Annotated in this window: 19 protein-coding genes; 4 read left to right on the top strand and 15 right to left on the bottom strand. The window is 63.3% G+C overall.

Annotated elements, in window-relative coordinates; translation table 11 throughout:
- Nucleotides 1–77 precede the first annotated feature (77 nt).
- Nucleotides 78–890, top strand: coding sequence for an NAD(P)H-dependent oxidoreductase (locus M1D34_RS00320; RefSeq protein WP_498780125.1), 813 nt, complete (start codon nt 78–80; stop codon nt 888–890).
- On the opposite strand, the gene mnhG is transcribed toward M1D34_RS00320, so the two are convergent.
- The 10 genes from mnhG to M1D34_RS00370 all read right to left on the bottom strand — a co-directional run bounded on the left by mnhG (nt 891) and on the right by M1D34_RS00370 (nt 13,753).
- Complete coding sequence (gene mnhG, locus M1D34_RS00325) at nt 891–1,256, bottom strand: monovalent cation/H(+) antiporter subunit G (RefSeq protein ID WP_003528830.1); 366 nt, start codon at nt 1,254–1,256, stop codon at nt 891–893. It lies immediately after the preceding gene.
- Nucleotides 1,253–1,534, bottom strand: a complete 282-nt coding sequence (locus tag M1D34_RS00330) for a K+/H+ antiporter subunit F (RefSeq protein ID WP_003528834.1) — start codon at nt 1,532–1,534, stop codon at nt 1,253–1,255. Before M1D34_RS00330 ends, mnhG begins: the two co-directional genes overlap by 4 nt.
- Complete coding sequence (locus M1D34_RS00335) at nt 1,531–2,016, bottom strand: Na+/H+ antiporter subunit E (RefSeq protein ID WP_003528836.1); 486 nt, start codon at nt 2,014–2,016, stop codon at nt 1,531–1,533. The genes M1D34_RS00330 and M1D34_RS00335 overlap by 4 nt, the downstream gene beginning before the upstream one ends.
- A 2-nt stretch (nt 2,017–2,018) precedes the next feature.
- Nucleotides 2,019–3,662, bottom strand: a complete 1,644-nt coding sequence (locus tag M1D34_RS00340) for a monovalent cation/H+ antiporter subunit D (RefSeq protein WP_013844865.1) — start codon at nt 3,660–3,662, stop codon at nt 2,019–2,021.
- Nucleotides 3,631–3,978: a Na+/H+ antiporter subunit C gene (locus M1D34_RS00345; protein WP_003528841.1), complete on the bottom strand. Its 348-nt coding sequence runs from the start codon at nt 3,976–3,978 to the stop codon at nt 3,631–3,633. The genes M1D34_RS00340 and M1D34_RS00345 overlap by 32 nt, the downstream gene beginning before the upstream one ends.
- Nucleotides 3,978–6,887, bottom strand: a complete 2,910-nt coding sequence (locus M1D34_RS00350) for a monovalent cation/H+ antiporter subunit A (RefSeq protein WP_498780129.1) — start codon at nt 6,885–6,887, stop codon at nt 3,978–3,980. The genes M1D34_RS00345 and M1D34_RS00350 overlap by 1 nt, the downstream gene beginning before the upstream one ends.
- Before the next feature lie 230 nt (nt 6,888–7,117).
- Nucleotides 7,118–9,754, bottom strand: coding sequence for a bifunctional diguanylate cyclase/phosphodiesterase (locus tag M1D34_RS00355; protein WP_498780131.1), 2,637 nt, complete (start codon nt 9,752–9,754; stop codon nt 7,118–7,120).
- 157 nt (nt 9,755–9,911) lie between these two features.
- A complete protein-coding gene (locus M1D34_RS00360) occupies nt 9,912–11,525 on the bottom strand; it encodes a cisplatin damage response ATP-dependent DNA ligase (protein WP_498780133.1) in 1,614 nt (537 codons plus the stop codon).
- Nucleotides 11,526–11,528: 3 nt separating this feature from the next.
- Nucleotides 11,529–12,539 carry a ligase-associated DNA damage response exonuclease gene (locus tag M1D34_RS00365; protein ID WP_003528849.1) on the bottom strand — a complete coding sequence of 337 codons (1,011 nt, stop codon included), beginning with the start codon at nt 12,537–12,539 and terminating at the stop codon, nt 11,529–11,531.
- 260 nt (nt 12,540–12,799) lie between these two features.
- Nucleotides 12,800–13,753, bottom strand: coding sequence for a nucleoside hydrolase (locus M1D34_RS00370; RefSeq protein WP_498780135.1), 954 nt, complete (start codon nt 13,751–13,753; stop codon nt 12,800–12,802).
- Between the two features lie 200 nt (nt 13,754–13,953).
- Here M1D34_RS00370 and M1D34_RS00375 point away from each other — a divergent pair, with 200 nt between their 5' ends.
- Nucleotides 13,954–14,574, top strand: a complete 621-nt coding sequence (locus M1D34_RS00375; RefSeq protein WP_003528853.1) for a hypothetical protein — start codon at nt 13,954–13,956, stop codon at nt 14,572–14,574.
- A 168-nt stretch (nt 14,575–14,742) separates the two neighbouring features.
- Here M1D34_RS00375 and lysS read toward each other — a convergent pair whose 3' ends face one another.
- The 5 genes from lysS to M1D34_RS00400 form a co-directional block, all read right to left on the bottom strand.
- On the bottom strand, nt 14,743–16,239 hold the full coding sequence (gene lysS, locus M1D34_RS00380) for a lysine--tRNA ligase (RefSeq protein ID WP_003528855.1): 1,497 nt from the start codon (nt 16,237–16,239) through the stop codon (nt 14,743–14,745).
- A gap of 10 nt (nt 16,240–16,249) precedes the next feature.
- A complete protein-coding gene (gene gltX / locus M1D34_RS00385) occupies nt 16,250–17,707 on the bottom strand; it encodes a glutamate--tRNA ligase (protein ID WP_498780137.1) in 1,458 nt (485 codons plus the stop codon).
- 268 nt (nt 17,708–17,975) lie between these two features.
- A complete protein-coding gene (locus M1D34_RS00390; RefSeq protein ID WP_003528859.1) occupies nt 17,976–18,728 on the bottom strand; it encodes a TerC family protein in 753 nt (250 codons plus the stop codon).
- Nucleotides 18,729–18,894: 166 nt separating this feature from the next.
- On the bottom strand, nt 18,895–19,734 hold the full coding sequence (locus tag M1D34_RS00395; RefSeq protein WP_003528861.1) for an AraC family transcriptional regulator: 840 nt from the start codon (nt 19,732–19,734) through the stop codon (nt 18,895–18,897).
- A gap of 119 nt (nt 19,735–19,853) precedes the next feature.
- A complete protein-coding gene (locus tag M1D34_RS00400; RefSeq protein WP_498780140.1) occupies nt 19,854–20,564 on the bottom strand; it encodes a TetR/AcrR family transcriptional regulator in 711 nt (236 codons plus the stop codon).
- Between the two features lie 242 nt (nt 20,565–20,806).
- Here M1D34_RS00400 and M1D34_RS00405 point away from each other — a divergent pair, with 242 nt between their 5' ends.
- Both M1D34_RS00405 and M1D34_RS00410 read left to right on the top strand, forming a co-directional pair.
- Nucleotides 20,807–22,018, top strand: coding sequence for an HlyD family secretion protein (locus M1D34_RS00405; RefSeq protein WP_498780142.1), 1,212 nt, complete (start codon nt 20,807–20,809; stop codon nt 22,016–22,018).
- A 28-nt stretch (nt 22,019–22,046) separates the two neighbouring features.
- Complete coding sequence (locus tag M1D34_RS00410) at nt 22,047–23,636, top strand: DHA2 family efflux MFS transporter permease subunit (protein WP_498780144.1); 1,590 nt, start codon at nt 22,047–22,049, stop codon at nt 23,634–23,636.
- Nucleotides 23,637–23,763: the final 127 nt, after the last annotated feature.

Raw genomic sequence — 23,763 nt, forward strand, 5'->3', positions numbered from 1 at the left:
TATGCATTCTCCAGAGGTAGCGGATTAGACGAGCGTTGGCTACCTAGAGGTTCGAAATCTCACCAGGAGAATGATCCATGAAAATCCTGCTCGTCTTTGCCCACCCGGAATCGCGCTCGCTCAACGGAGCGCTCCGCGACGTCGCGATCGAGGAGCTCACGGCCCAAGGTCACGAAGTGCTGGTCTCCGATCTCTATGCCGACGGTTGGAAATCCGAAGTCGGTCACGCCGACTTCCCTCTACTGCCGCCGGATGCGCGGCTCGTGCCGGTCGCGGCGTCCAAGAAGGCCTTCGAAGCCGGCGCTTTGACGGAAGATGTAAGGGCGGAGATCGAAAAGCTGCTGTGGGCGGACTTTCTGATCCTTCAATTCCCGCTCTGGTGGTTTTCCATGCCTGCCATTCTCAAGGGCTGGGTCGACCGGGTATTTGCCTACGGCTTCGCCTATGGCGTCGGCGAACATAGCGACAAGCGCTGGGGCGACCGCTATGGCGAAGGCAGCCTGGCAGGCAAGCGCGCCATGCTGATCGTCACCGCCGGCGGTTGGGAAGAGCACTATTCGGCGCGCGGGGTGAACGGACCGATCGACGACCTTCTGTTCCCGATCAATCACGGCATCCTCTATTATCCCGGCTACGACGTGCTTCCTCCCTTTGTGGCTTATCGCGCCGATCGCCTCGACGAAGCCGGATTCACTGAGGTCGCTGAGGGTCTTCGCGAAAGGATGCGGACGATCGGGACCGTCTCATCCATTCCCTATCGGCAGCAGAATGGCGGAGATTATCTCATTCCGAGCATGCAGCTCCGCCCCGGGCTGGGAGATTCGGCTGCGTCCGGTTTTGCGCTTCACCTGGATGAGACGCGGGAGGCGTTCCGTCAGGCGGGCGAGTAGCTATTCTTCACCCGGTGCGGGTTTCTGCTTACGCGGCACGCCCTGCCGTTCCTCGAAGCGGTCGCGGTAGAGGGTCGCCTGGCCAAGCAGCATCAGGGTCACGGGCGTCGTCACCGTCACGAAGAAGATGATCAGAACTTCGTGGAATACCCAGCGGCTCTGCAAGACCGCGAAGCAGAGGATCGAGGCGAGGCAGAGGAGGATGGTGCCGCCGCTGGTCGCGATCGTCGGGGCGTGCAGGCGCGCGTAGAAATCCGGCAGGCGCAGGAGCCCGAGCGATCCGATCAGGGTGGTGGCGGCGCCGACGAGCATCAGCCCGCAGACGAGGAGCGCCGCCCATGGCGGAAGGTCGGTCAGATGGCTCATTCGATCACCTCGCCGCGCATGAGGAACTTTGCCAGCGCGATCGACGAGGCGAAGCCGATCACAGCGATGATCAGCGCCGTTTCGAAATAGACCGTATTCGCCGTGCGGATACCGAAGGTGATGAGCATCAGCATCGCATTGATGTAGAGCGTGTCGAGACCGAGAATGCGGTCCTGGGCCCTCGGTCCTCTGGCCATGCGGTAGAGCGCGAAGGCCATGGCCAGCGCAAGCATGGTCTGTGCGACGAGCACGGACCAGACGACGGCAAGCTCCATCATTCGAATATCTCCTTCAAGTCGGCCGCATAGCGCGTGATCGTTTTCCGCCACAGGTCCTCGTTTTCGATGTCGAGTACGTGGAAGAGCAGAATCTTCTGGCGACGATCATATTCGAGCCATGCGGTGCCCGGCGTCGCCGTGACGACGCAGGCGAGCAGCGCCAGGGCGTTCTCGTCGTCGAGATCGAGGCTGACCGTCATGAAGCCCGCATTAACCGGACGCCTGCCTGCGCGCAGGATGATCAGCGTGACGGCGATATTGGAGCGGATGACGTCGCCGACGACGCGCAGGATGAATCCGGCGATCCGGCTCCAGCGATGGAGACGCGAGCGGGCGGGCTGCAGGTTGAGCGTCACCCATGCGAGAACCGTGCTGACCACCAGGCCGAGGACGATAGAGCCCGGCGTCACGGACTGGCTCAGAAGCAGCCACATGAGGAGGAGCGCGATCGAGAGCAGCGGGTAGGGGAACCAGGTACGCATCGCTACTGGCTCCCGGCCCGCGGCGCCGAAAGCACGCGCTCGCTGTGGGTGAGCGGCGCGAGCAGATCGTCAGCCGTCGCCTGCATGTAGCGCATCGCGGGTCCTGCCTGCAGGCTCAGGAAGATGCAGGCGCCGAGCAGGACGACGACCGGCGTGATCTCGATCACGACGACCCGCGGGATCGTACCCTCGATCGACGCCCAGAAGGTTCGGATGCCGATGCGGTTCATCGCGATCATGGCGGCGAGACCGGACAGGATGAGGAGAGTGACATAGGTCCAGTCGGCGGCGGACATTGCGGTCGCGAGCTCGGCGGCCGGCATGTCGAAGAGGCCGCTGATGAGCGCGAATTTGGCGATGAAGCCGGAGAGAGGCGGCAGGCCGGCGAGCAGCAGGGCACAGAGGCAGAAGCAGAGGCCGAGAACGGCCATTGTGCCGGGAATGGCGGCGCCGACCTCTTCCTCCTCCTCGTCCTCGTCGAAATCGCCATAGGCTTCCATCGTCACCGCCAGAACGTCGGCGCCGGCGTCCCGGCCGCGTTCGACGAGTTCGATCAGCAGGAAGAAGGCCCCGATCGTCAGTGTCGAGCTGACCAGATAGAAGAGTGCGCCGGCGAGCATTCCGTCGTGGCCGAGGCCGACCGCGGCGAGCAGCGTCCCCGAGGATACGAGAACGGAGTAGCCCGCAAGGCGGCCCATTGCCTGCGAGGCGAGTACGCCGATGCCGCCGAAGGCGATCGTCAGCATTCCCCCGGTGACGAGCCATTCCTGGCCGAAACCGGACGATGCGCCCGCCGCGGTGCCGAAGACGAGCAGATGCAGGCGGATGATGACGTAGATGCCGACTTTGGTCAGGACCGCGAAGACGCCTGCGACCGGCGGCGTCGCCGCGGCATAGGCCGTCGGCAGCCAGAAGCTGAGCGGCCACATGCCCGCCTTGACGAGGAAGGCGACGCCGAGGATGGCCGAGCCCATTTCGACGAGCGTTCTGCTTCTGGGTTCGAGGGCTGCGAGCTTCGTTGCGAGGTCGGCCATGTTGAGCGTGCCGGCGGCGCCGTAGATCAGGCTGACGCCGATCAGGAACAGCGCCGAGGCGGCGAGGTTGACGGCGATATAATGCAGCCCCGCCTTCACGCGCAGAGGACCGGAGCCGTGCAGGAGCAGGCCGTAGGAGGCGGCCAGCATCATCTCGAAGAAGACGAAGAGATTGAAGAGGTCGCCCGTGAGAAATGCGCCGTTGAGACCGGCTACGAGAAGCTGGAACAGCGAATGGAAGTGATGCCCCGCCGTGTGCCACCGCGCCATGGAATAGGCCTGCGCGGCGAGTGCAAGGCCGCTCGTCAGGCACAGCATCAGGGCCGACAGGCGGTCGAGCACGAGGACGATACCGAAGGGGGCGGGCCAGTTGCCGAGCTGATAGACCCCTGATCCGGGGAGGCTGCCGGTGCCGGCCGCGGCAAGTCGCATGAGGATCATCGAGAGGATGAAGACGACGAGCGTGGACGCGAAGCCGATGGCCCCCTTCAATGTCCGGTCGCGCTCGTTGATCGGGATCAGCACCGCGGCCACGGCAAGCGGCAGGAGGATCGGCAGGATGAGAAGATGATCGAGCCAATCAGTCACCGCGCTGCTCCCTTCCGTCCACATGGTCGGTTCCGGTGAAGCCGCGGGAGGCGAGGAGCACCACGAGGAAAAGTGCGGTCATGGCGAAGCCGATGACGATCGCCGTCAGCACCAGTGCCTGCGGCACCGGATCGGTATAACGGGCGAGATCGCCGACGCCGCCTGGATCGAGGATCGGCGGGGCGTTCACCCGCAACCGGCCCATGCCGAAGATGAAGAGATTGACGGCGAAGGAGAGCAGCGAAAGCCCGATGATCACCTGGTATGTTCGCGGCCTCAGGAGAAGATAGACGCCCGATGCGGTCAGCGTGCCGATCCCGGCCGAAAGAATGAGTTCCATTAGCGTACCGCCTCCTTGTCGGAGCGCGCGGCCTTCGCATGCGCACGCGGTGCACGGACCGACTGGTGCGCCAGCGCGATCAGGATGAGAACGGTGGCACCGAGCACCAGCGAGAAGACGCCGAGGTCGAAGAGGATCGCGCTTGCGAGCGGAAACTTGCCGACGACCGGCAGGCTTGCATATTGCGCGTGGGAGGTGAGGAACGGATAGCCGAAGAACCAGGATCCGACGCCCGTGGCCGTCGCCACCAGGAGACCGATGCTCATCCAGCGAAGCGGATGGATGCGGAGCCGTTCCTCGACCCAGCGGGTGCCGCCGGACATATATTGCAGGATGAAGCCGATCGACATGGCGATGCCGGCGGCAAAACCGCCCCCCGGCAGATCATGTCCGCGCAGGAAGAGAAAGGCCGCGAGCATTCCGGTGACCGGAAACATCCAGCGCATGATCACCGCCGGGATGAAGAGGTATTCGGCGACGCTGTCGCCGGCGGCGCGGTCGGGGTGATCGTCGTCGAAGGCGTTCTGCACTTTTTGCTGCTCAGGGGCCTCCAGGCTGTCGGACTGAGGTCGGAAGCGCAGGAGAAGCGCGAAGACCGTGAGCGCCACGATGCAGAGCACGGCGATCTCGCCGAGCGTATCGAAGCCGCGGAAATCGACGAGGATGACGTTGACGACGTTGGTGCCGCCGCCCTCGCGATAGGCGCGCTCGAGAAAATAGCTGGCGATGGTTTCGGGAAGGGGCCGCGTCATCACCGTGTAGGCGATGAGCATCATTCCTCCGCCGGCGCCGATCGCCAGCAGCAAGTCGCGCAAGCGCCTCAGGCGGACCCGGATCGAGATGTCTTCCGCCGCCACCGGCTCCTCGATGCGCTTCGGCAGCCAGCGCAATCCGAGGAGAATGAGCACGGTGGTGACGATCTCCACCAGGAGCTGCGTGACCGCAAGATCGGGTGCGGAAAGCCAGACGAAGGTAATGCAGGTGACGAGCCCTGCTCCGCCGAGGAGCACCAGCGAGGCGAGACGGTGGAATTTCGCCTGATAGGCGGAGCCGATGGCGCAGGCGATGCCGATTGCCCAAAGCAGGGCGAAGGCGGGATCGATGCCGCGGATCACAAGCGGCGGCAGTTCGAAATTGCCGAGAAGAAGCGGCGATGCCCCCGCCGCAAGTGCCAGGAAGACGAGGAGACGCATCTGCGGCTGCAGGCGGCGCGTGCCGAGCCGCTGTTCGAGCCATCGGGCCCACTTCCAGGAAAGCGTCACCAGAACGCGCTCGAAAATGCGCTGACCCTGGAGCAGCCGGAAGACCGGCGGACCCTCGACGGCCGTCGCCAGATAGGAGCGCATCAGGAAATAGAGACCGATGCCGCCTGAAAGCGCGACGAAGCTCATGATCAGCGGAATGTTCCAGCCGTGCCAGACCGAAAGGCTGTAATCGGGCGTTCCCTCGCGCAGGACCGAGAGAACGGCCGTGTGAAGAAAGGGACCGATCGTCTGGGCGGGAATTATACCGACGACCAGACAGGCGAGAACGAGGAAGTCGACCGGCGCCCGCATCCAGCGGGGTGGCTCATGCGGCTTTCTCGGGAGGTCTGCCGGGGGCCGGCCGAAGAAGACGCCGTGGATGAAGCGGAGCGAATAAGTGACTGCAAACATGCCCGCGATCGTCGCCACGTACGGCGTGACCGTGTCGAGCGGGTTGACGAGATGCGTCTCGATCGCCTCGGCAAAGAACATCTCCTTGGAGAGAAAGCCGTTGAGCAGCGGCACGCCGGCCATGGCGGCACTCGCCACCATGGCGAGCGTCGCGGTGATCGGCATGAAGTGGAACAGCCCGCCCAGCCTGCGAATGTCGCGGGTGCCGCTTTCATGATCGATGATGCCGGCCGCCATGAAGAGCGAGGCCTTGAAGGTCGCGTGGTTGACGATATGGAAGACCGCGGCGACGGCCGCCAGCGGACTGCCGAGGCTCAGGAGAACGGTGATGAGCCCGAGATGACTGATCGTCGAATAGGCGAGGAGTCCTTTCAGATCCTGCTGAAAAATCGCGAAATAGGCGCCGAGCAGGAGCGTTGTCAGTCCCGCAAGGCCGACGATCCAGAACCAGGCTTCCGTGCCGGCCATCACCGGCCAGAACCGCACGAGCAGGAACACGCCGGCCTTCACCATCGTTGCCGAATGCAGATAGGCCGAAACCGGCGTCGGGGCCGCCATCGCGTGCGGCAGCCAGAAATGGAAGGGGAACTGGGCGCTCTTCGTCAACGCCCCGAGCAGGACGAGGACAAGCACCGTGCCATAGAGCGGATGGTTGCGGATCGCGTCGCCCGAGGCGAGGACCGCGTCGAGTTCATAGCTGCCGACGATTTTGCCGATGATTATCAGGCCGACGAACATGGCGAGGCCGCCCGTGCCGGTAATCGTCAGCGCCATGCGGGCGCCGTCGCGGGCGTGTGCGTTATGGTGCCAATAGCCGATCAGCAGGAAGGAGACGATGCTGGTCAGCTCCCAGAAGACGGCGAGCAGAATGAGGTTGCCGGAAAGGACGACGCCCAGCATCGAGCCCATGAAGGCAAGGAACAGCGCGAAAAACCGCGGGACCGGGTCCTCCTCGGCCATATAGTAGCGGGCATAAAGGACGACGAGAACGCCGATCGCCGTGATCAGCGCCGAAAAAAGCCAGGCGAAGCCGTCCATCCTGAGGGTGAAGTTCAGCCCGAGTTCCGGAACCCAGTCGATCCGGTAATGGAGGACGCCGCCCGAGGCGACGTAGGAATAGAGGCCGACGGTCACCAGGAAGCAGACAAGCGCGATCGCACCTGCGAACCAGGATATCGCACCGCGCTGATCGGACGGGAAGAAGATTGCAATGAGGCTTCCCGCGAAGGGGACAAGAATGAAAACAGAAAGCAATTTCTCCGCGTATTCGATCGTTTTGTCTCCTTGCGAGTGTATTGGAGGTCGGGACTTCGGTCCCGCGAGGACTGACGCCGGACGGGTCACGCGGACGAGGTCCGCGCGTTCGCATAAGCGGCAGAAGGCATATGTTTTTATGACTATTTTCCGGACGGCTGCCAAGCCTTAGCAGCAAGAAAAAGCCGCGTATGTGCAGTCCGCCTCTGAAGGCGAGGGCCGGATACCGGTCAAGCGGCGCGCCACCGCCGCTCGAAGACGAAAGTGGCAAGATCGTTGGCGTTCATCGGCCGGGCGAAGGCGTAGCCCTGCAGACCATGGCATTCCATTTCCTTGAGGATGCGGGCGTGCTCGAGGGTTTCGACACCTTCGGCGATCACTTCGATCCCGAGCGATGTGCCGATGTCGATGATCGATGCCACGAGCCGGCGCTCCGCCGGAGAGGAGAGAATAGGCAGCACCAGTTGCCGATCTATCTTCAGGCGGCGTGGCGTCAGCTTCAGCAGGCTCAGGATCGAGGCATAGCCGGTACCGAAGTCGTCGATCTCGATGTCGATGCCGAGTTCCTTGATGCGCCGGATGTTGGACATGACCGTCACATCGTTCTCGTCAAAGGAAATCGATTCGAGCAGTTCGAAGGAAAGCCGCCCCTCGGGTATGGAGAGCGCCTCCAGCCGGGCGATCAGTCCCTCGTCTCTCAGGCGCGGATAGGAGAGGTTGACCGACACCTTCGGCACATAGATGCCGTTTGCCTCCCAGCGATAGATCTGAAAGAGCGCCTGTTCGAGGATCTTCTGATCGATCGCCGCGACGACGTTGATGTCCTCCGCCGTCTTGAGAAAGGCGTGCGGACCGAGGAGCCCCTTGGTGGGATGATCCCATCGCGCGAGTGCCTCGACGCCGATGATGTCAAGCGAGCTCGGACAGAACTGCGGCTGGAAATATGCGACGAATTCGTTCTGCTCGAGACCGCGCAGGATCTCGTCGGCCGTCTGTTTCGTCTGGAGCACGGCAGTCTTCAGTGCACCCGTAAAGGTCTCGTGCCGGTTGCGGCCGCGGCGCTTGGCCTCGTAGAGGGCGATATCGGCGTTGACGAGGACCTGGGAAAGGTCATCCGCCGCATCGGTTTGAGCGGCAATGCCGATGCTCACGCCGATGCGGCATTCCTGATCTTCGTAGCGGACCGGAACGCTCATCGCCTCGATCAAGCGGGAAGCCAGCGCCGCGTCTTCGTCGCAGCCGCCGCTTGCGCGAATGATGACGAACTCGTCGCCGCCGATGCGGGCGACGAAGTCGTCCTGGCGTGCATTGTCCCGCAAAAGGCTTGCCGCATGCTTCAGGATCTCGTCGCCGGCTGCATGGCCCATCGTGTCGTTGATCTGCTTGAAACGGTCGAGGTCGATATGGAAGATGCTGATCTTCGCCTTTGCGTCGGCCCGTCGGCTGCGGTCGAAGAGAATCTGGTCCAGGAAGCGGCGATTGGGCAGGCCGGTCAATGGATCGTGCAGGGCGTTGAATTCCATGCGATGGCGCGCCGCCTCCAACTCGGCACTGTGGGCCTCGGCGAGGCGTTTGGCCTCCGAAAGCGTCGCGCGTGTCTTCACGTCGGCCGTCACGTCCCAGTTGACGCCGACGATCTTCCTGTTGCCGTTCGTGCCGGCATAGGTCGAGCCGATCGCACGGATGTGGCGGACTTCCCCATCCGGAAGGCGGATGCGGAATTCCGTGTTGTATGCGCCGCCCGTGGCGAGCGTTCCGGCGAATTCCGCCTCGGCACGGGCGAGATCGTCCGGATGAAGCGTGTTCCGCCAGTCCTCGTAGACCTCGCGCATAGACGATCCGATACCATAGAGCTCCTTCATGCGGCTGTCCCACAGGAGCGTGCCGCTGTCGACGTCGAGCTCCCATATGCCGATCTTCGAAGTGTCGAGCGCGATCCTCAACCGGTGCGAAAGCTCCTGAAGCTGATCCTTGCTCTGCCTCAATGCGCGAAAGTTCGCCTGCCGCTCCGCCATGAGGCGGCCGGCGACGATCATCGGAGCGACGATCATCAGGCCGCCGAATGCGATGAGGAAGCGGACCTGCCAGGCATTCTGCGGTGTCGTCGGCCACCCGCCTTTGGGGATCGCGGCCATGCGCCAGGAACCGCCGGGCAAGGATACGCTCATCTCGACAGGGGCGTTTTCGAAGATTGCCGGGTCGCCGAAGAAATGCGGGCCGCCGCGCCCCGTGCCGTCGCGGCCGGCAATGGCGATGTCGATGTCGAGCGCCGGCGATGAAAGGCCACTGTCGCGATAAAGGCGATCGACATCGATCACCGCTGAAACGACGCCCCAGAAGCGGCGGCCGCCTTCCGGACCGGTGGTTACGGGAAAGCGGCCGATCAGCCCGCGACCGCCTTGCACGAGGTCGACCGGGCCCGCGAGCACCATCTCTCCGGATGCCACCGCGCGCATGACGGAACTGCGTTGTTTGTCGTTCGTGCGGTAATCGAGGCCGATCGCCTTCTCATTGCCCGTCAGCGGGTAGACCATCGCGACCACCAGTCCCGGCGCGGCGGCGATGTTGCGGAGCTGCGATCCCGCGCCGAAGACGCTACGCGCGAGTTCCCCGAAGCGCTGCTGCTGCATGTCGGGTTCGGTCCCGATCGTGGCGATCAGGCCTTGGACCAACTGGATATTGCCATTGACGCTGCTCTCGAGGCTCGAGCGTATCGGGTTGAGCGCGTCGGCGACTTCGGAGCGCAGCCGCGCTTCCGAAACGATCCGGTTCTGATTGTCGGCGAGAACCCCGGCAACGACCACGACAAGGGCCGCGATGACGGCCGGAAGGTAGCTGGGGGTGAGAAAGCGCGACAGAGGGGACATGGCATGGTGCGGCTTCAAAAGAGCAATTCCAGGACGAGGCGCGCCCAAAAGGAGGCGGGGACGGCATGCAGCAAGCCGGATAATTCCAGACTCTCCTTAACAAACCTTCATTCGGGGTTCCTGAAATAGCTCTCGGTAAGGCGTGGTCGCAAACGCTTCAGCGTTGCGTTCCCATCATCGCCTGCAGTGTCTCGAGCCTGTCGGCGTCGCGAGGCAGCTTGTCGGGTCTGAGGCGGGCAATCCGCGGGAAGCGCATGGCTACCCCGGATTTGTGACGCGTGGAGCGGTTGAGGCCTTCAAAGGCTACCTCGACGACGAAGCCGCTGTCGGGTTCGGCGCGCACCGCGCGCACAGGGCCGAAGCGTTCGACCGTATTGTCGCGCACGAAGCGATCGAGAACCTCGAGCTCGGCATCGGTGAAGCCGAAATAGGCCTTGCCGACGGGAACGAGGCTCGTCCCGTCTTCACCCTCCGCCCAGACGCCGAAGGTGAAATCGGAGTAATAGCTGGACCGCTTGCCATGGCCACGCTGGGCATACATCAGCACGGCGTCGATATTGAAGGGCGCCCGCTTCCACTTGAACCATGGCCCCTTGGCCCGTCCGGCCATATAGGGCGAATCCAGCCGTTTCAGCATGACGCCTTCGATCACCGGATCGGGCGGGTTGGAGCGCAGCTCGTCGAGCTCCTTCCAGCTTGAAAAGCCGACGAGCGGCGAGAGATCGAAATGCTGCGGCGAGGCCGCTTCGATCAGCGACGACAGGGCTTCGCGGCGCACACGAAAGGGCTCGGGCCTGATATCGCGCTCGCCGGAAAAGAGAATATCGTAGGCACGAATGAAGGCCGGATACTCGTCCATCAGCTTGCGGCTGACGGTCTTGCGGTTCAGCCTTTGCTGCAGGTCTGCGAATGTGCCCGTGGGGCGGTTGCTGCGCATCGTTCCGCCGACCAGAAGCTCGCCGTCGATGACGCCCGCGATATCGGCAGCTTCGATGATCTCGGGAAAGGCCGAGGATATCTCGTCGCCGCTGCGCGAATAGAGGCGTCGAGCCCCGTCGACATTGGCGAGCTGGACGCGGATGCCGTCCCATTTCCACTCGGCCGCGAAGTCGGCCGGATCGAGCCCGTCGAGATCGCCATCGCCGACCGCTGTTGCAAGCATCACCGAATGAAAGACCGCAGGTGTCTTTAGCACCGGCATCTCCGCCTCACCGGTGAGCCAGAGGAAAAGGGGCAGGTATGGCGGCTCCAATCCGTGCCAGAGCGTTTCGATCTCGCTCACCTCCTTGCCGCCCATCTCCGCCAGTGCCTGCTTCGCGAGCCGTGCCGAGACCCCGATGCGCAAGCCTCCTGTCGCGAGCTTCAGGAGGGCGAAGCGGCCGGAGGTGTCGAGCCGGTCCAGAAAGTCGCGGACGAGCGAACGGACCTCGGAGCGGCCGGCCCGCTGCAGCCGCTCGACAACCTCGCCGAGCGGAATGTCCTGAAGGGCGACGTCCGGCGGCGGCTCCCAGGCGAGAGAGACCGTTTCCGCGAGGTCGCCGACATAGTCGTAGGAATAGTGGAACAGCACGTCGTCCATGCGCTCGAGCAACAGGTCGCGAATGAGGGCAGGCTTCACCGTGTTGAGCGAGAGCGTCCCCGCGATCGCTGCCAGCGCATAGCCGCGGCTCGGATCGGGTGCGCCGCGGAAATAGTCGACGAGCAACCGGATCTTGGCGTTTCGCTGCGGCGTCAGCACGAGCCGGTCGAGCAGTTCGGCAAATGCTTTCATCGCTCACTCTCCCTCATCGTCGTAGCCGACAAGGTGCAATGGCCGTGCGGGTATGCCCTGCAACTGGCACCAGCGGACCAGCGCCTCCTCGCGCCCATGCGTGACCCAGACTTCGGCAGGCGCGATTTCGCGGATCGTGGCCGTGAGCTCGGCCCAGTCGCAATGATCGGAGATGACGAGCGGCAGCTCGACGCCGCGCTGCTTGGCGCGCTGGCGGATGAGCATCCAGCCGGAGGCGAAAATGGCGAGCGGATCGGCGAAACGGCGAGCCCATCGCTCGGCAAAAGCCGCCGGAGGCCCGAGAACGATGGCACCGGCGAGGTCCTGCCGGTTTTCCGGACCGAGCGTTGCCGGACGGATGTCGCCGAGATCGATCCCCTGGCTCTGGTAATATTCGCAGAGCCTGGCGAGTGCGCCATGGATGTGAATCGGTTCGTCGTAGCCCTGCTGGCGTATGAGCGCGATGAGGCGTTGTGCCTTGCCGAGGGCGTAGGCGCCGACCACATGCGCGCGCTCGGGAAATTGCCGGAGAGACTGGAGGAGCCGGGCGATCTCTCCCTTGTCGTCCGGGTGGTGGAATACCGGCAGGCCGAAGGTCGCTTCCGTGATGAAGACGTCGCAGGCGACCGGCTCGAAGGATGGGCAGGTCGGATCGGGCCGTCGCTTGTAGTCGCCGGAAACCACGATCCGCGTTCCGTCTGCCTCGACGGAGATCTGCGCCGAGCCGAGCACATGGCCGGCCGGGTGGAAACGGACACGCACGCCGCCGATCGAAATCGTTTCGCCGAAGCGCGCGACGTCGCTCGCGCCGCAGAAGTCGTCACCATATCGCAGGCGCATGATGTCGAGCGTCTCGCGCGTCGCGAGCACATGGCCATGTCCGGCGCGCGCATGGTCGGAATGTCCGTGGGTGATGAGTGCCCGTTCGACCGGTTGCACCGGGTCGATATAGAAATCCCCGTGTTGGCAGTAGAGACCCTTGGGGGCGGGAAAGAGCAACGCGTCCGGCTTCATACGGATAAAGATAGCCGGCGGCGGCGCATCTGCCAGCTATCGGAGCCAAGTTTTTCGTTGCAACCGCGAGGGACCCCTCACCACAAGGGTGAGGGCTCTCCTCGGGTTTTGCCCCTCACCCTAACCCTCTCCCCGCAAGCGGGGCGAGGGGACGAGTTCGCCTTGGTTCGTCGAGGCTGACGCAGATGCACAACCGTGTCCCCTCGCCCCGCGCGCGGGGAGAGGGTTAGGGTGAGGGGCAGGGTTGAACACCTCAAGCTTCAATTGCCGTCCGCGAGCGTATCGCCGATGAGTTTCAGCACCGCTTCGGAGTCGATTCCGATGCACGCCTGCTGGCTTGGGAAGCCGTCCCAGGCGTTCGGTGGAAACAGGCGTGCATCCGGCTTTTGAACGGTCTGGCCATCGGCGATGCCGCCGCAAAGCACTCGGATGGCGCCGCTGCGGGTCTGGAAGAGTTCGGGCGCGACGACATAGGCGCAGGCGCAGCTGTCGTGCACGATCATGCCGTCATCCACATGGTGCTCGTAGAAGTCGATGTAGAATTGCGAGATGTCGGAAAGAAGCCTCGCCGGTGCGCCACCGCGTTCGGCGATATCGGAGAGCATGGCACGGCTCATCACCGTCTTCGTCGTCACGTCGAGACCGATGACGGTCACCGGCCATGGCGCCGTCATCACCACATCGGCCGCTTCCGGGTCGCCGTGGATATTCGCTTCCGCCGCCGGCGTGATGTTGCCGGGAACATCGAAGGCGCCCCCCATGATCACTACCGCCTTGACGAGGGTGGCGATTTCCGGATCGTCGCGCAATGCGCGCGCCAGGTTGGTCATCCGGCCGACGGCGACGAGCGTCACTTGCCCGGGATTGGCGCGCACCGTGTCGATGATGAAGCGGTGGGCAGGACGAGGGTCGAGCGGCAGGTCTATCTGCGCCGGCACATCGATATTGCCGAGCCCGTCATCGCCGTGAATGCCTGTCGGCCATCCGACATGCGGCCGGCCGGCATCGAGCGTCTCGCCGATGCCCTTGGCAACCGGTGCGGCAATATTCCATGCTCCTTTGAGGAACAACGCATTGCGCGTCGTCGTCTCGATCGAGGCATTGCCGAAGACCGTGGTGATGCCGACCAGCTCTATCGCCGGGTGACGGTGCAGAAAGAGGAGGGCCATCGCATCGTCGACGCCCGGATCCGTATCGAAAATAACCTTGTGCATACCGCCTCTTCCCTGGTTCCGGGGAATTCCCGCCTACAGCGACGTTGTCCATGGCGCAATGGACAAGCTGCGGGCGAAAGTCAATCGCTGAGCGCCTGCCGGAGGCCTCCGCTTAAACTTTCCGAAAGGTGGTTCGACTATCTTCGAAGACGCCTGCGGGCCTTTCTTGCGACCCTTTACGACGACAGCGGAGCCACCCCTTGAAGGCCATTCTCAGCAAATTGCGCCCTTCGAAGCGGCTGGTGATCATCCTGTCCGCCGCCTTCGGGGTCTCCGCCGCATCCGGCGGTGCCGCGGTCTATGTCGGTCGGGACAAGATACTGACCCGCTTCGCGGGACCTTCCGTTTCCGGTCTCGACTGCACGGCGCTCCGGACCTTGAAGCTCGACCATAAGGGGCAGCGTTGGATCCGCATGCATGTGAAGACGGACCGGGCAAGCGGGCCGGATCGGATCAGGACCGCCCTTCGCGTCGCAGGCGCCCTCGCCAAAAAGGAGGAGGCCGATCTTTATCAGGTGGTCGTGCTCGATGCGGCAGGTCCGGAGGATCGCGCAAGCGTGCGCGGCGCGGCGATCGGCGCGGAGGTGCTCTTCGCTCCCGGTCCGCGGAGCGTGCCCGGTATGGATGAGCCCTTCCGCGCCTCCTATAACGAGGCCGCGGCCAACGCTGCCGGCAGGTTCCACGGCAAGGTCGTGACGCTCGAACTGGACGACGTCCGCGCCATCATGGCCAAGATGGACGATCGCTCGATGTGCATCGATCCGTCGGCAACGGGCGATGTCGCGGCCGTTGCGCCGGCCGAGGAGCAAGCGAGTCATTAAGGGAAGAGCCCTCCCCAACCCCTTCCCACAGGTGGGAGGGGCTTAACGTGCCGCGCCTGATCCACCGACTCTCAACGCACCGCACGCTCGGACGCTGCGAATGGCACCGGTCGGGAACCGCGGGCGCCTAGCCCCCGCCCCGTGTGGGGAGGGGCCAGCTCCAAAGTGTCAATCGGCCTTCTGGCGGCGGGCCGGGAAGAGGATGATGTCGCGGATCGACGGCGAGTTGGTGAGCAGCATGATCAGCCGGTCGACGCCTATCCCCAATCCCCCGGCGGGCGGCATGCCCTGGTCCATGGCATCGAGGAAGTCCTCGTCCAGCGTCTTTTCCTTCTCGCCGCGGGCATGCGCCTGTTCCATCTGCTCGACCATGCGGGCGCGCTGCTCGACCGGGTCGTTGAGCTCGGAAAAGGCGTTGCCGATCTCCCAGCCGTTGCAATAGGTCTCGAAGCGCTCGACGAGCCGCGGCTCGCCCGGCACCTCCTTGGCGAAGGGCGAGATGTCCTTCGGGAAGTGGATGACATGAGCAGGCTGGATCAAGGTCGCTTCGACCTTCTCCTCGAAGAGGAAGGCGAGCACTTCGCCCCAGGTCGCGTCCTTCTCGATCTCGACACCGGCGTCGCGAGCCGCCTGCCGGGCCTCCTCGTCGCTCTTGAGGGCAAGGAAATCGATTCCGGTCGCGTCCTTGACGGCCGCCGGCATAGAGACGCGCGGGAACGGCCCCTTGAAGGAGAGCTGCTTATCGCCGAACTCGAATTCCGTCTTGCCGTGAACCGCAAGCGCCAGGGTCTCGAACATGCGCTCCACGAGACCCATCACGTCCTCGTAGTCGGCATAGGCCCAGTAGCACTCCATCATGGTGAATTCAGGATTGTGCCGGGTCGAGACGCCTTCGTTGCGGAAGTTGCGGTTGATCTCGAAGACCTTGTCCGTCAGGCCGGAAACGAGAATGCGCTTCAGGTAAAGCTCGGGCGCGATGCGCAGATACATGTCGAGCTTCAGCGTGTTGTGATGCGTCTTGAAGGGCTCGGCCGTCGCGCCGCCGTAGATCGGCTGCAGCATCGGCGTTTCCACTTCCATGAAGCCTTCGTCCTCGAGGAATCGGCGCAGGCTCGACACGATGCGGCTTCGCTGCTGGAAGCGCAGCTTCGATTCCTCGTTGACCATGATGTCGAGGTAGCGCTTGCGGTAGCGCGTCTCGATGTCGGCAAGCCCGTGATACTTCTCCGGCATCGGCAGGAGCGACTTGCAGAGCATGGTGATCTCTTTGGCGTTGACAGTCAGTTCGCCGCGCTTGGTGCGGCGCACCTCCCCGGTGACCCCGATGATGTCGCCGAGATCGATCATCGGCAGAAGCGCGCGCGCCTCTTCCGGTGCCGTATCCTTGTGCGAAAATATCTGGATCTTGCCGGAGGCGTCATGAAGATCCATGAACATGCCGGAATTGCGCGAGGAGAAGACGCGGCCGGCCACGGTTACCGTTTCGCCGCTTTCGGTATCGGGCTCCAGCCCGGCGTATTTCTCCGCGAGTTCCGCATTGGTGAGCGTACGGTGGAAATGCGCGGGATAAACGTCGCCGATCTGCTGGCGCAGCAGGTCGAGCTTCTGGGAGCGCACTTCCGTCGCGTCGGAGGAGAGGCCGGCTGCCTGTGTCTTGTCGGTCATGGTCTTGTCCTTACTTTCCACTGCCCGCCATGGAGGCGACGACCTGCGCGGCGACCTTCAGCCGCTGGCGCACGACCGAACGGCCGAGCAGTTCCATCGAATCGAACAGCGGCAGCGAGCGCTGCGAGCCCGAGCAGGCGACGAAGAGCGGCGCCACCACGGCTTTCAGCTTCTTGCCCATGCGCTCGGCGCTGGCGCGCAGCTCCGTCTCGATCGATTCCTTGTTCCATTCCAGGATCTTTTCGAGATCCGGCTGGACGGTGTTCAGGATTTCGAGCATCTCCTCGGGCGAGGCCTTCACGCCGGCAAAGGCGGCGGGCTGCAGGCCGAGATCCGACTTGAAGAGGAAGGCGGCGAGATCGGGAAGTTCGCCGAGCTTCGAAATGCGGGTCTGAGAGAGCTTCAGACCTTCCTTGAGCCGCTCGTTGTCCATCGCCCAGGCGAGGACGCGGGCTGCGAATTCCTCTTCGGAGAGCTTCTCGCGGATCCAGCGCGCGTTCAGCCAGTCGAGCTTCTGGATGTCGAAGATCGCACCGGCCTTGGACAGGTTTTCCGGATCGAATTTCTCCGCCAGCTCCTCCATCGTCAGCAGTTCTTCGCCTTCGGCGATCTGGATGAAGAACAGCCCGAGGAAGTTCATCAGCGCTTCCGGCAGGTAGCCGAGCGCCGTGTAGTAGGAGATGGAGGTCGGGTTCTTGCGCTTCGACAGTTTCGACTTGTCGGCATTGCGCATCAGCGACAGATGCATGAAGACAGGCGGCTCGAGACCCAGATACTGATAGATCAGAATGTGCTTCGGCACCGAGGCGAGCCACTCCTCGCCGCGCGCGACATGGGTGATCTTCATCAGATGGTCGTCGACGACGTTCGCCATGTGATAGGTCGGCATGCCGTCGGCCTTGAGCAGCACCTGCATGTCGACGGCTTCCCACGGGATCTCGACATCGCCATAGACGCCGTCGCGGAACTTGCAGGAGCCCTCGGTCGGGATCTTCATGCGCACGACGTGCGGCTCGCCGGCGTCGACGCGCGACGTCACTTCCTCGGCCGAGAGGCTGAGGCAGAGGCCGTCATATTTCGGCGGCTTGCCGGCGGCGCGCTGCGCCTCGCGCATCTGCTCCAGCCGCTCGGGCGTGCAGAAACAGCGGAAACCGTGGCCGTGCGCGACGATCTTCTCGACGTAGGGCTTGTAGATGTCCTTGCGGTCGCTCTGGCGATAGGGGCCGTAGGGCCCGCCGATATCAGGGCCTTCCGACCATTCCAGTCCGCACCACTTCAGCGCGTCGAGCACCTTCTTCTCGAATTCCGGTGTCGAGCGCGTCGCATCCGTGTCCTCGATGCGCAGGATGAATTTGCCGCCGTGCTTCTTGGCGAAGAGATAGTTGAAGAGCGCGATATAGGCGGTGCCGACATGCGGCTCGCCGGTGGGGGAAGGTGCGATACGCACCCGGACTGCAGAATCTGCCATTGTCTTTGCCCGTCTTGACGTGCTTTCGGGGCCCTTTGCCGGAGTGCTTTCCAGCGTGCGGGCGCGCATTTTATGGGAAGGAAAGGCCCGCAAGGGTTCCGCACCAGCGGTTTAGCCAGGCAATTCCAGTCGGCAGGCGTGAGACCATAGAAAGCCCTGCATGTCAACGGAAAGCCGCGAGCGGCAATGTCGTCGTCTCGCCGCCCCCAACGAGCAAAGATCACCGCGAAGGCCCGCATTGCGATGCGGGCCTCGATGTGTCGTGCTTCTATTTCGTTCTTGCGGTCTGCCGCTTCATGCGCGCGTTGCGGGCGACCATGTTGAGAACCTCGACCAGTGCGGAGAAGGCCATGGCCGCATAGACGTAGCCCTTCGGCACGTGGAAGCCCATGCCTTCGGCGATCAGGGTCGTGCCGATCATCAGGAGGAAGGCCAGCGCCAGCATGACGATCGTCGGATTTCTCTCGATGAAGTTCGCAAGCGGGTTCGCTGCAACCAGCATGACGGTCACGGCGACGACGACGGCGACGACCATGATCGGCAGATGCGGGGTCATGCCGACGGCGGTGATGATGCTGTCGACCGAGAAGACGAGGTCGAGAAGCAGGATCTGGCCGATGGCGGCCGCGAAGCTGTTGATCGCGGAGCTGGCGATGAAATCCTCTTCATGATCGCTCGGATCGACACTGTGGTGGATTTCCTTGGTCGCCTTCCAGACGAGGAAGAGCCCGCCGGCGATCAGGATCATGTCCTTCCAGGAAAAACCGTGGCCGAAGGCTTCGAAGACCGGCTGCGTCAGTTGAACGATCCAGGCGATGGTGCCGAGCAGTGCCAGCCGCATGATGAGTGCAAGGCCGATGCCGATGCGCCGGGCGCTGACGCGGTTTTCCGGCGGCAGCTTGTTGGTGAGGATCGAGATGAAAATGAGGTTGTCGATGCCGAGGACCACCTCCATTACGATGAGTGTGATGAGGGCGATCCAAGCCTCGGGGCTTTGAGCAAGCGTGAGGATTTCCTGCATCGGCAACTTTTCCTTTTCGGGACACGACAGATCGCGCAGTATTTAGGGATACTTGCGAAAGTCGCAAGCGCCGCCGCGCTTTTCGCGGCGACGTTGTCGGCTCCAGGTGATCGAAAAGGTGGAATTCTCGAAGGAAAGCCGGCTGCACCCGTCCGTGCACCGGAAATCAGCCCTTCAGTGGCACCCAGATCTCGACCGCACCCATGCCGGAATGCGGATCGAAGCGCTCGTCGTAGCGTTCCATCAGGTCGGGCAATTCGCCGTGCCGATAGCCGGACTGCGGAAACCAGGTCGTGAAGATGTGGTGGGCCGTGTTGGCGATGCCGGAAATGTGCCCGCGATGGACAAAGATCGCGTAACGCTGCCGGGGCAGCTTGAGTGTCGAAAAGCCGCTGGGCAGCGCCTCGGCGTCCCGTATCTCGGCCGCAGCCATGTAGCGGAAGCGGCCCGCTTCGCCGTCCGACTGGGTGCAGACGCCATAGGCGATATTGCCGTGCTGGCCGGGAATGCTGCCGAAATAGGCGTTGAAACGCTGCCAGAGGGAAGGGATGCCTTCGGTGCGGTTGTAGTCATAGGTCTCTGCGAGACCGGCGAGAAGAAGCCCCGGGCTTTCCTCGAAGCGCGGCGGTTCGATCTTCAAAGTGCGTGCGTCGTCCATTCTGATCGGCTCCAAAAGCTCGACATTGCGGACGTGCCTCTGCTTGCGTATCGACTCGGGCGTCACCCCGAACTGCTCGCGAAAGGCACGGGTGAAAGCCTCGTGCGAGCCGTAGCCCGCCTCGAGGGCCACTTCGAGAATGCTGGATGTGCCGTTGGCGAGGGCAAGCGCGGCGCCGCTTAAACGCCGGCCGCGGATATAGGCACTGATCGAGCGGCCGGCCGAAAGCCCGAATACGCGCGAAAGATGATAGCGCGAAAGGCCGGCGGCCGCGGCGACATCATCCAGTGATATATCCTCGGCGAAATGGCTTTCAATGAACCAGATCGCCCTTCCGATGGCACTCATCGTCACTCCCTTTGTGGACACGCAAGGTCTTACGGCCTTTCAGGCGAGCGCGTTTGATCGCAATTGCTGGATTGCAGGAAGATGGTACGGCATGTCGCGGCGGCAAGGCACCGTCGCTTTTACTCCTTGCCCGTCGTCTTTCCGTAGGCGGCCAGGAAAACGCGGATGGCGGATCTGACGTTCTTTTCGATGCTTTCGGCCGAGACGGCATCGCACATGCCGAAAAGGCGGCCCTTGAACATTCCGGCCATGGCGAGATCGATGAACTGCTTTGCGGCTATTTCCGTGTCTTCGATCGAGAGCATGCCTGCCGACACCTGCTGGTCGAGATAGGCCTTGAGCACGGTGTATCCGTTCTCCGGCGTCGCAGTGAAGAAGCGCTGCGCCAGCCGGGGCATCCGGTCGATCACGCCCAGTACCGTGCGCATCGCGCGGATCGTGTAGTCCGACGTTATGCTCGTCACCAGTTTCACGCCGAAAGCGTGAAGCGCCTCCTCGATCGGTTCATTGCCGTTCAACGACTGCTTGACGCTGTTGACGATAATGTTCCGCTCGCGCGCGATGAGCGCCGTGAACAGGTCTTCCTTGTTCTCGAAATAGACGTAGAGCGTGCCCTTGGAAACGCCGGCCTCGCGCGTGATGTCGTTCATGCTGGCCGCGTCGAAACTGCTCCGCATGAAAACGCGTTTGGCACCGTCGAGAATCCGCTCCCGTTTGACCGGGTCCTCGCCGGCCGCGTGCCGCCCTCCGCCTGAAGGGTTTTCCTGCTGGGGATGCTCCAGCCGATCCTTCAGGGTCTTTTCCTGCTCTGCGCTCTTCGCTGATACCATGGCTGCCGGACGTATCCACTCCTTTGATCGCGCGCGTCGCGGTGACCGCGGACGCATTCTGTCCAAAATCACTATCGCAGACAATTCCGGGAAAAACTGCGGGTGCGGACAAAACTTTTCGTCAACTTCATCGAAATCGAACCGACCGGTTCGATTTCCTCTTGATATGCGGCGCGAAAGGCTCTATGTCAAGCTCCATCGAACCGAACGGTTCAGTTCAATCTCAATCCAATTGGTGGTCCATGTCCGCTTCCAGCTCTTCCAGCGCTGCCCGTGTCCGTCCCGTCGGCGATGATTTCGAAGTAATGGATACTCATTCGGCCGAGGCCAAGAGCCCCGGGACCGGCGAGGCCGCAGCCGCAGGACAAGCGGACGCGGAGATCTCTGCGTCCCCGAAGAAGCGCCGCAAAATCCTTCCGGTGCTGGGTCTCGTGCTCCTCGGTGCCGCCGGCTGGTACGGCTATGATTGGTGGACCAACGGCCGTTTCCTGGTCTCGACGGACGACGCTTACATAGAAGGGGACATCGCGACGATTTCGCCCAAGGTGTCCGGCTATGTCGCCAAGGTCGATGTGGTCGCCAACCAGCATGTAAAGGCTGGCGATCCGCTGGTGACGCTCGACGACGGAGATTACCGCATCGCGGCCGAGCAGGCCGAGGCGCAGATCGCCACGCAGAAGCTCGCCCTCAGCCGTTTCGACGCGCAGATCTCCGGCGCAAAGGCGAGCCTCGCTCAGTCCGAAGCGCAGACGAAGGCGCTTGAGGCGACCGTCCGCGGCGCCGAGCTGGCACAGAAGCGCGCCAGCGAGCTGCAATCGAAGTCGTTCGGGACGGATGCATCGCGCGACAGCGCCCAGGTCGCGCTCGATCAGGCGCGCGCAAATCTAGCCGGTGCCGAGGCCAATATCGCTGCGGCCAAGGCCAATATCACCGTGCTCGAGGCCCAGCGGATGGAAGCGGAAAGCACGATCCGCTCGCTGGAGCTTGCCCGGGACAAGGCAGACCGCGACCTGGGCTTCACCATACTCAAGGCGCCCTATGACGGTGTCATCGGCAATGTCGCGGTCCAGGTCGGCGATCTCGTCTCGGCCGGCCAGCGGCTCGCCGCGCTCGTGCCGACCGATCAGCTCTATATCGACGCCAATTTCAAGGAGACGCAGATCGCGCATCTGGTGCCGGGCTCCAAGGTTGAGATCCATGTCGACGCCTATGAGGATCACCCGATCGAAGGCACCGTCGCATCGATCTCGCCGGCCTCCGGTTCGGTCTTCTCGCTGCTGCCGGCGGAAAACGCGACGGGCAACTTCACCAAGGTCATCCAGCGCGTTCCGGTGCGCATCACGCTGCCGGCCGATGTGCTGGCGGAAGGGCACCTGCGCGCCGGGCTGAGCGTCGTCGTCGACGTCGATACCCGCACCGCACCGGAACAGTCGAAGGTCGCTGCGGCGAAGTAAAGGGCTGCAGGCCTGAGGAGTGGCGGAAATGGCCGCAACAGCAACAGCGGGCGCGGCTGCGCCGAGCCTACCCAAGGCCGAGGAGCATATGGACCCGCGGCGGCTCATTGCCTTTTTCGCGATGGTCATCGGCATGTTCATGGCGATCCTCGACATCCAGATCGTCTCCGCCTCGCTCGCCGAGATCCAGGCGGGCCTGTCGGCCGGGTCTGACGAGATCGGCTGGGTGCAGACCGCCTATCTGATCGCGGAAGTCATCATGATCCCGCTCTCGGGCACGCTTGCCCGCATCGTCTCGACGCGGGTGCTCTTCTCCGTGGCCGCGGCCGGATTCACGGCTGCCAGCGCTCTTGCCGCCACGGCCACCAATATCGAACAGATGATCGTCTACCGGGCGATCCAGGGCTTTATCGGCGGCGGCATGATCCCGTCGGTCTTTGCCGCAGCCTTCACCATATTCCCGCCGTCCAAGCGCAACGTCGTCTCGCCGATCATCGGGCTCATCGCGACGCTTGCGCCGACCATCGGCCCGACGGTCGGCGGCTATCTGAGCCATGCCTTTTCCTGGCACTGGCTGTTCCTCATCAACGTCATTCCCGGCATCGTCGTCGCGACGGTCACCTGGATCTTCATCGATTTCGACAAGCCGGAACTCGGATTGATCAAAAAGTTCGACTGGTGGGGACTTCTCTCCATGGCGATCTTTCTCGGCTCGCTCGAATACGTGCTGGAGGAAGGCAATGCCAATGACTGGTTCAACGACGAGCACATCGTCATGGGTGCCGTCGCCACCACGGTCGCCGCCGTCGTCTTCTTCTATCGGGCGTTCAAGGTCGATTTCCCGGTCGTCGATCTCAAGGCCTTCGCCAACCGCAACTTCACCTTCGGCTCGCTCTTCTCCTTCGTCATGGGGATCGGCCTTTACGGGCTCACCTATCTCTATCCGCTCTATCTCGGGCGTATCCGCGGCTACGACTCGCTGATGATCGGCGAAACCATGTTCGTCTCGGGTCTCGCCATGTTCCTGACGGCGCCGGTTGCGGGCTTCCTCGCCGGGCGAATGGACGCGCGGGCGATGATGACCATCGGCTTTGCCGGCTTTGCCGCGGGCACCTGGCTGATGAGCCAGATGACCGCCGACTGGGATTTCTGGGAGCTGCTCGTTCCGCAAATCCTGCGCGGCTGCTCGCTGATGCTCTGCATGGTGCCGATCAACAATATCGCGCTCGGCACCCTGCCGCCGGCTCGCATCCGCAATGCGTCGGGACTCTACAACCTTACGCGTAACCTCGGTGGCGCGGTCGGGTTGGCGGTCATCAACACGATCCTCACGCAGCGCCAGGATTTCCACTACGCCCGGCTCGCCGAGCACGTGGAATGGGGCAACCCGGTCGCCGTCGAGCGGATGCGCAACATCGCCTCGACCTTCGCTGCACACGGCCTCGACGGAACCACGGCTGCGGTCAAGCAGCTGGCGGCGATGGTCCAGCAGCAGGCGGTGATCATGTCCTTCATCGACGTGTTCGTATTGCTGACCGTCCTGTTCCTGTCGATGATCGCCGGCGTCCTGATGATCGCCAAGCCACAAGGCGCCGGCCCCGGAGGCGGCGGGCACTAGAGCGGAATAAGGAAAAGTGTGCGCGGTTTTCCGCCCGCATCCCGCTCCAGCGCTTTACTCGCTTTCGAGATCGCTGCAATATCCCGTCTCGTCGAAGCTGTCGGAGGCGCGCGGAGCAACGCGCGGG

Source organism: Ensifer sp. D2-11, from assembly GCF_054161295.1.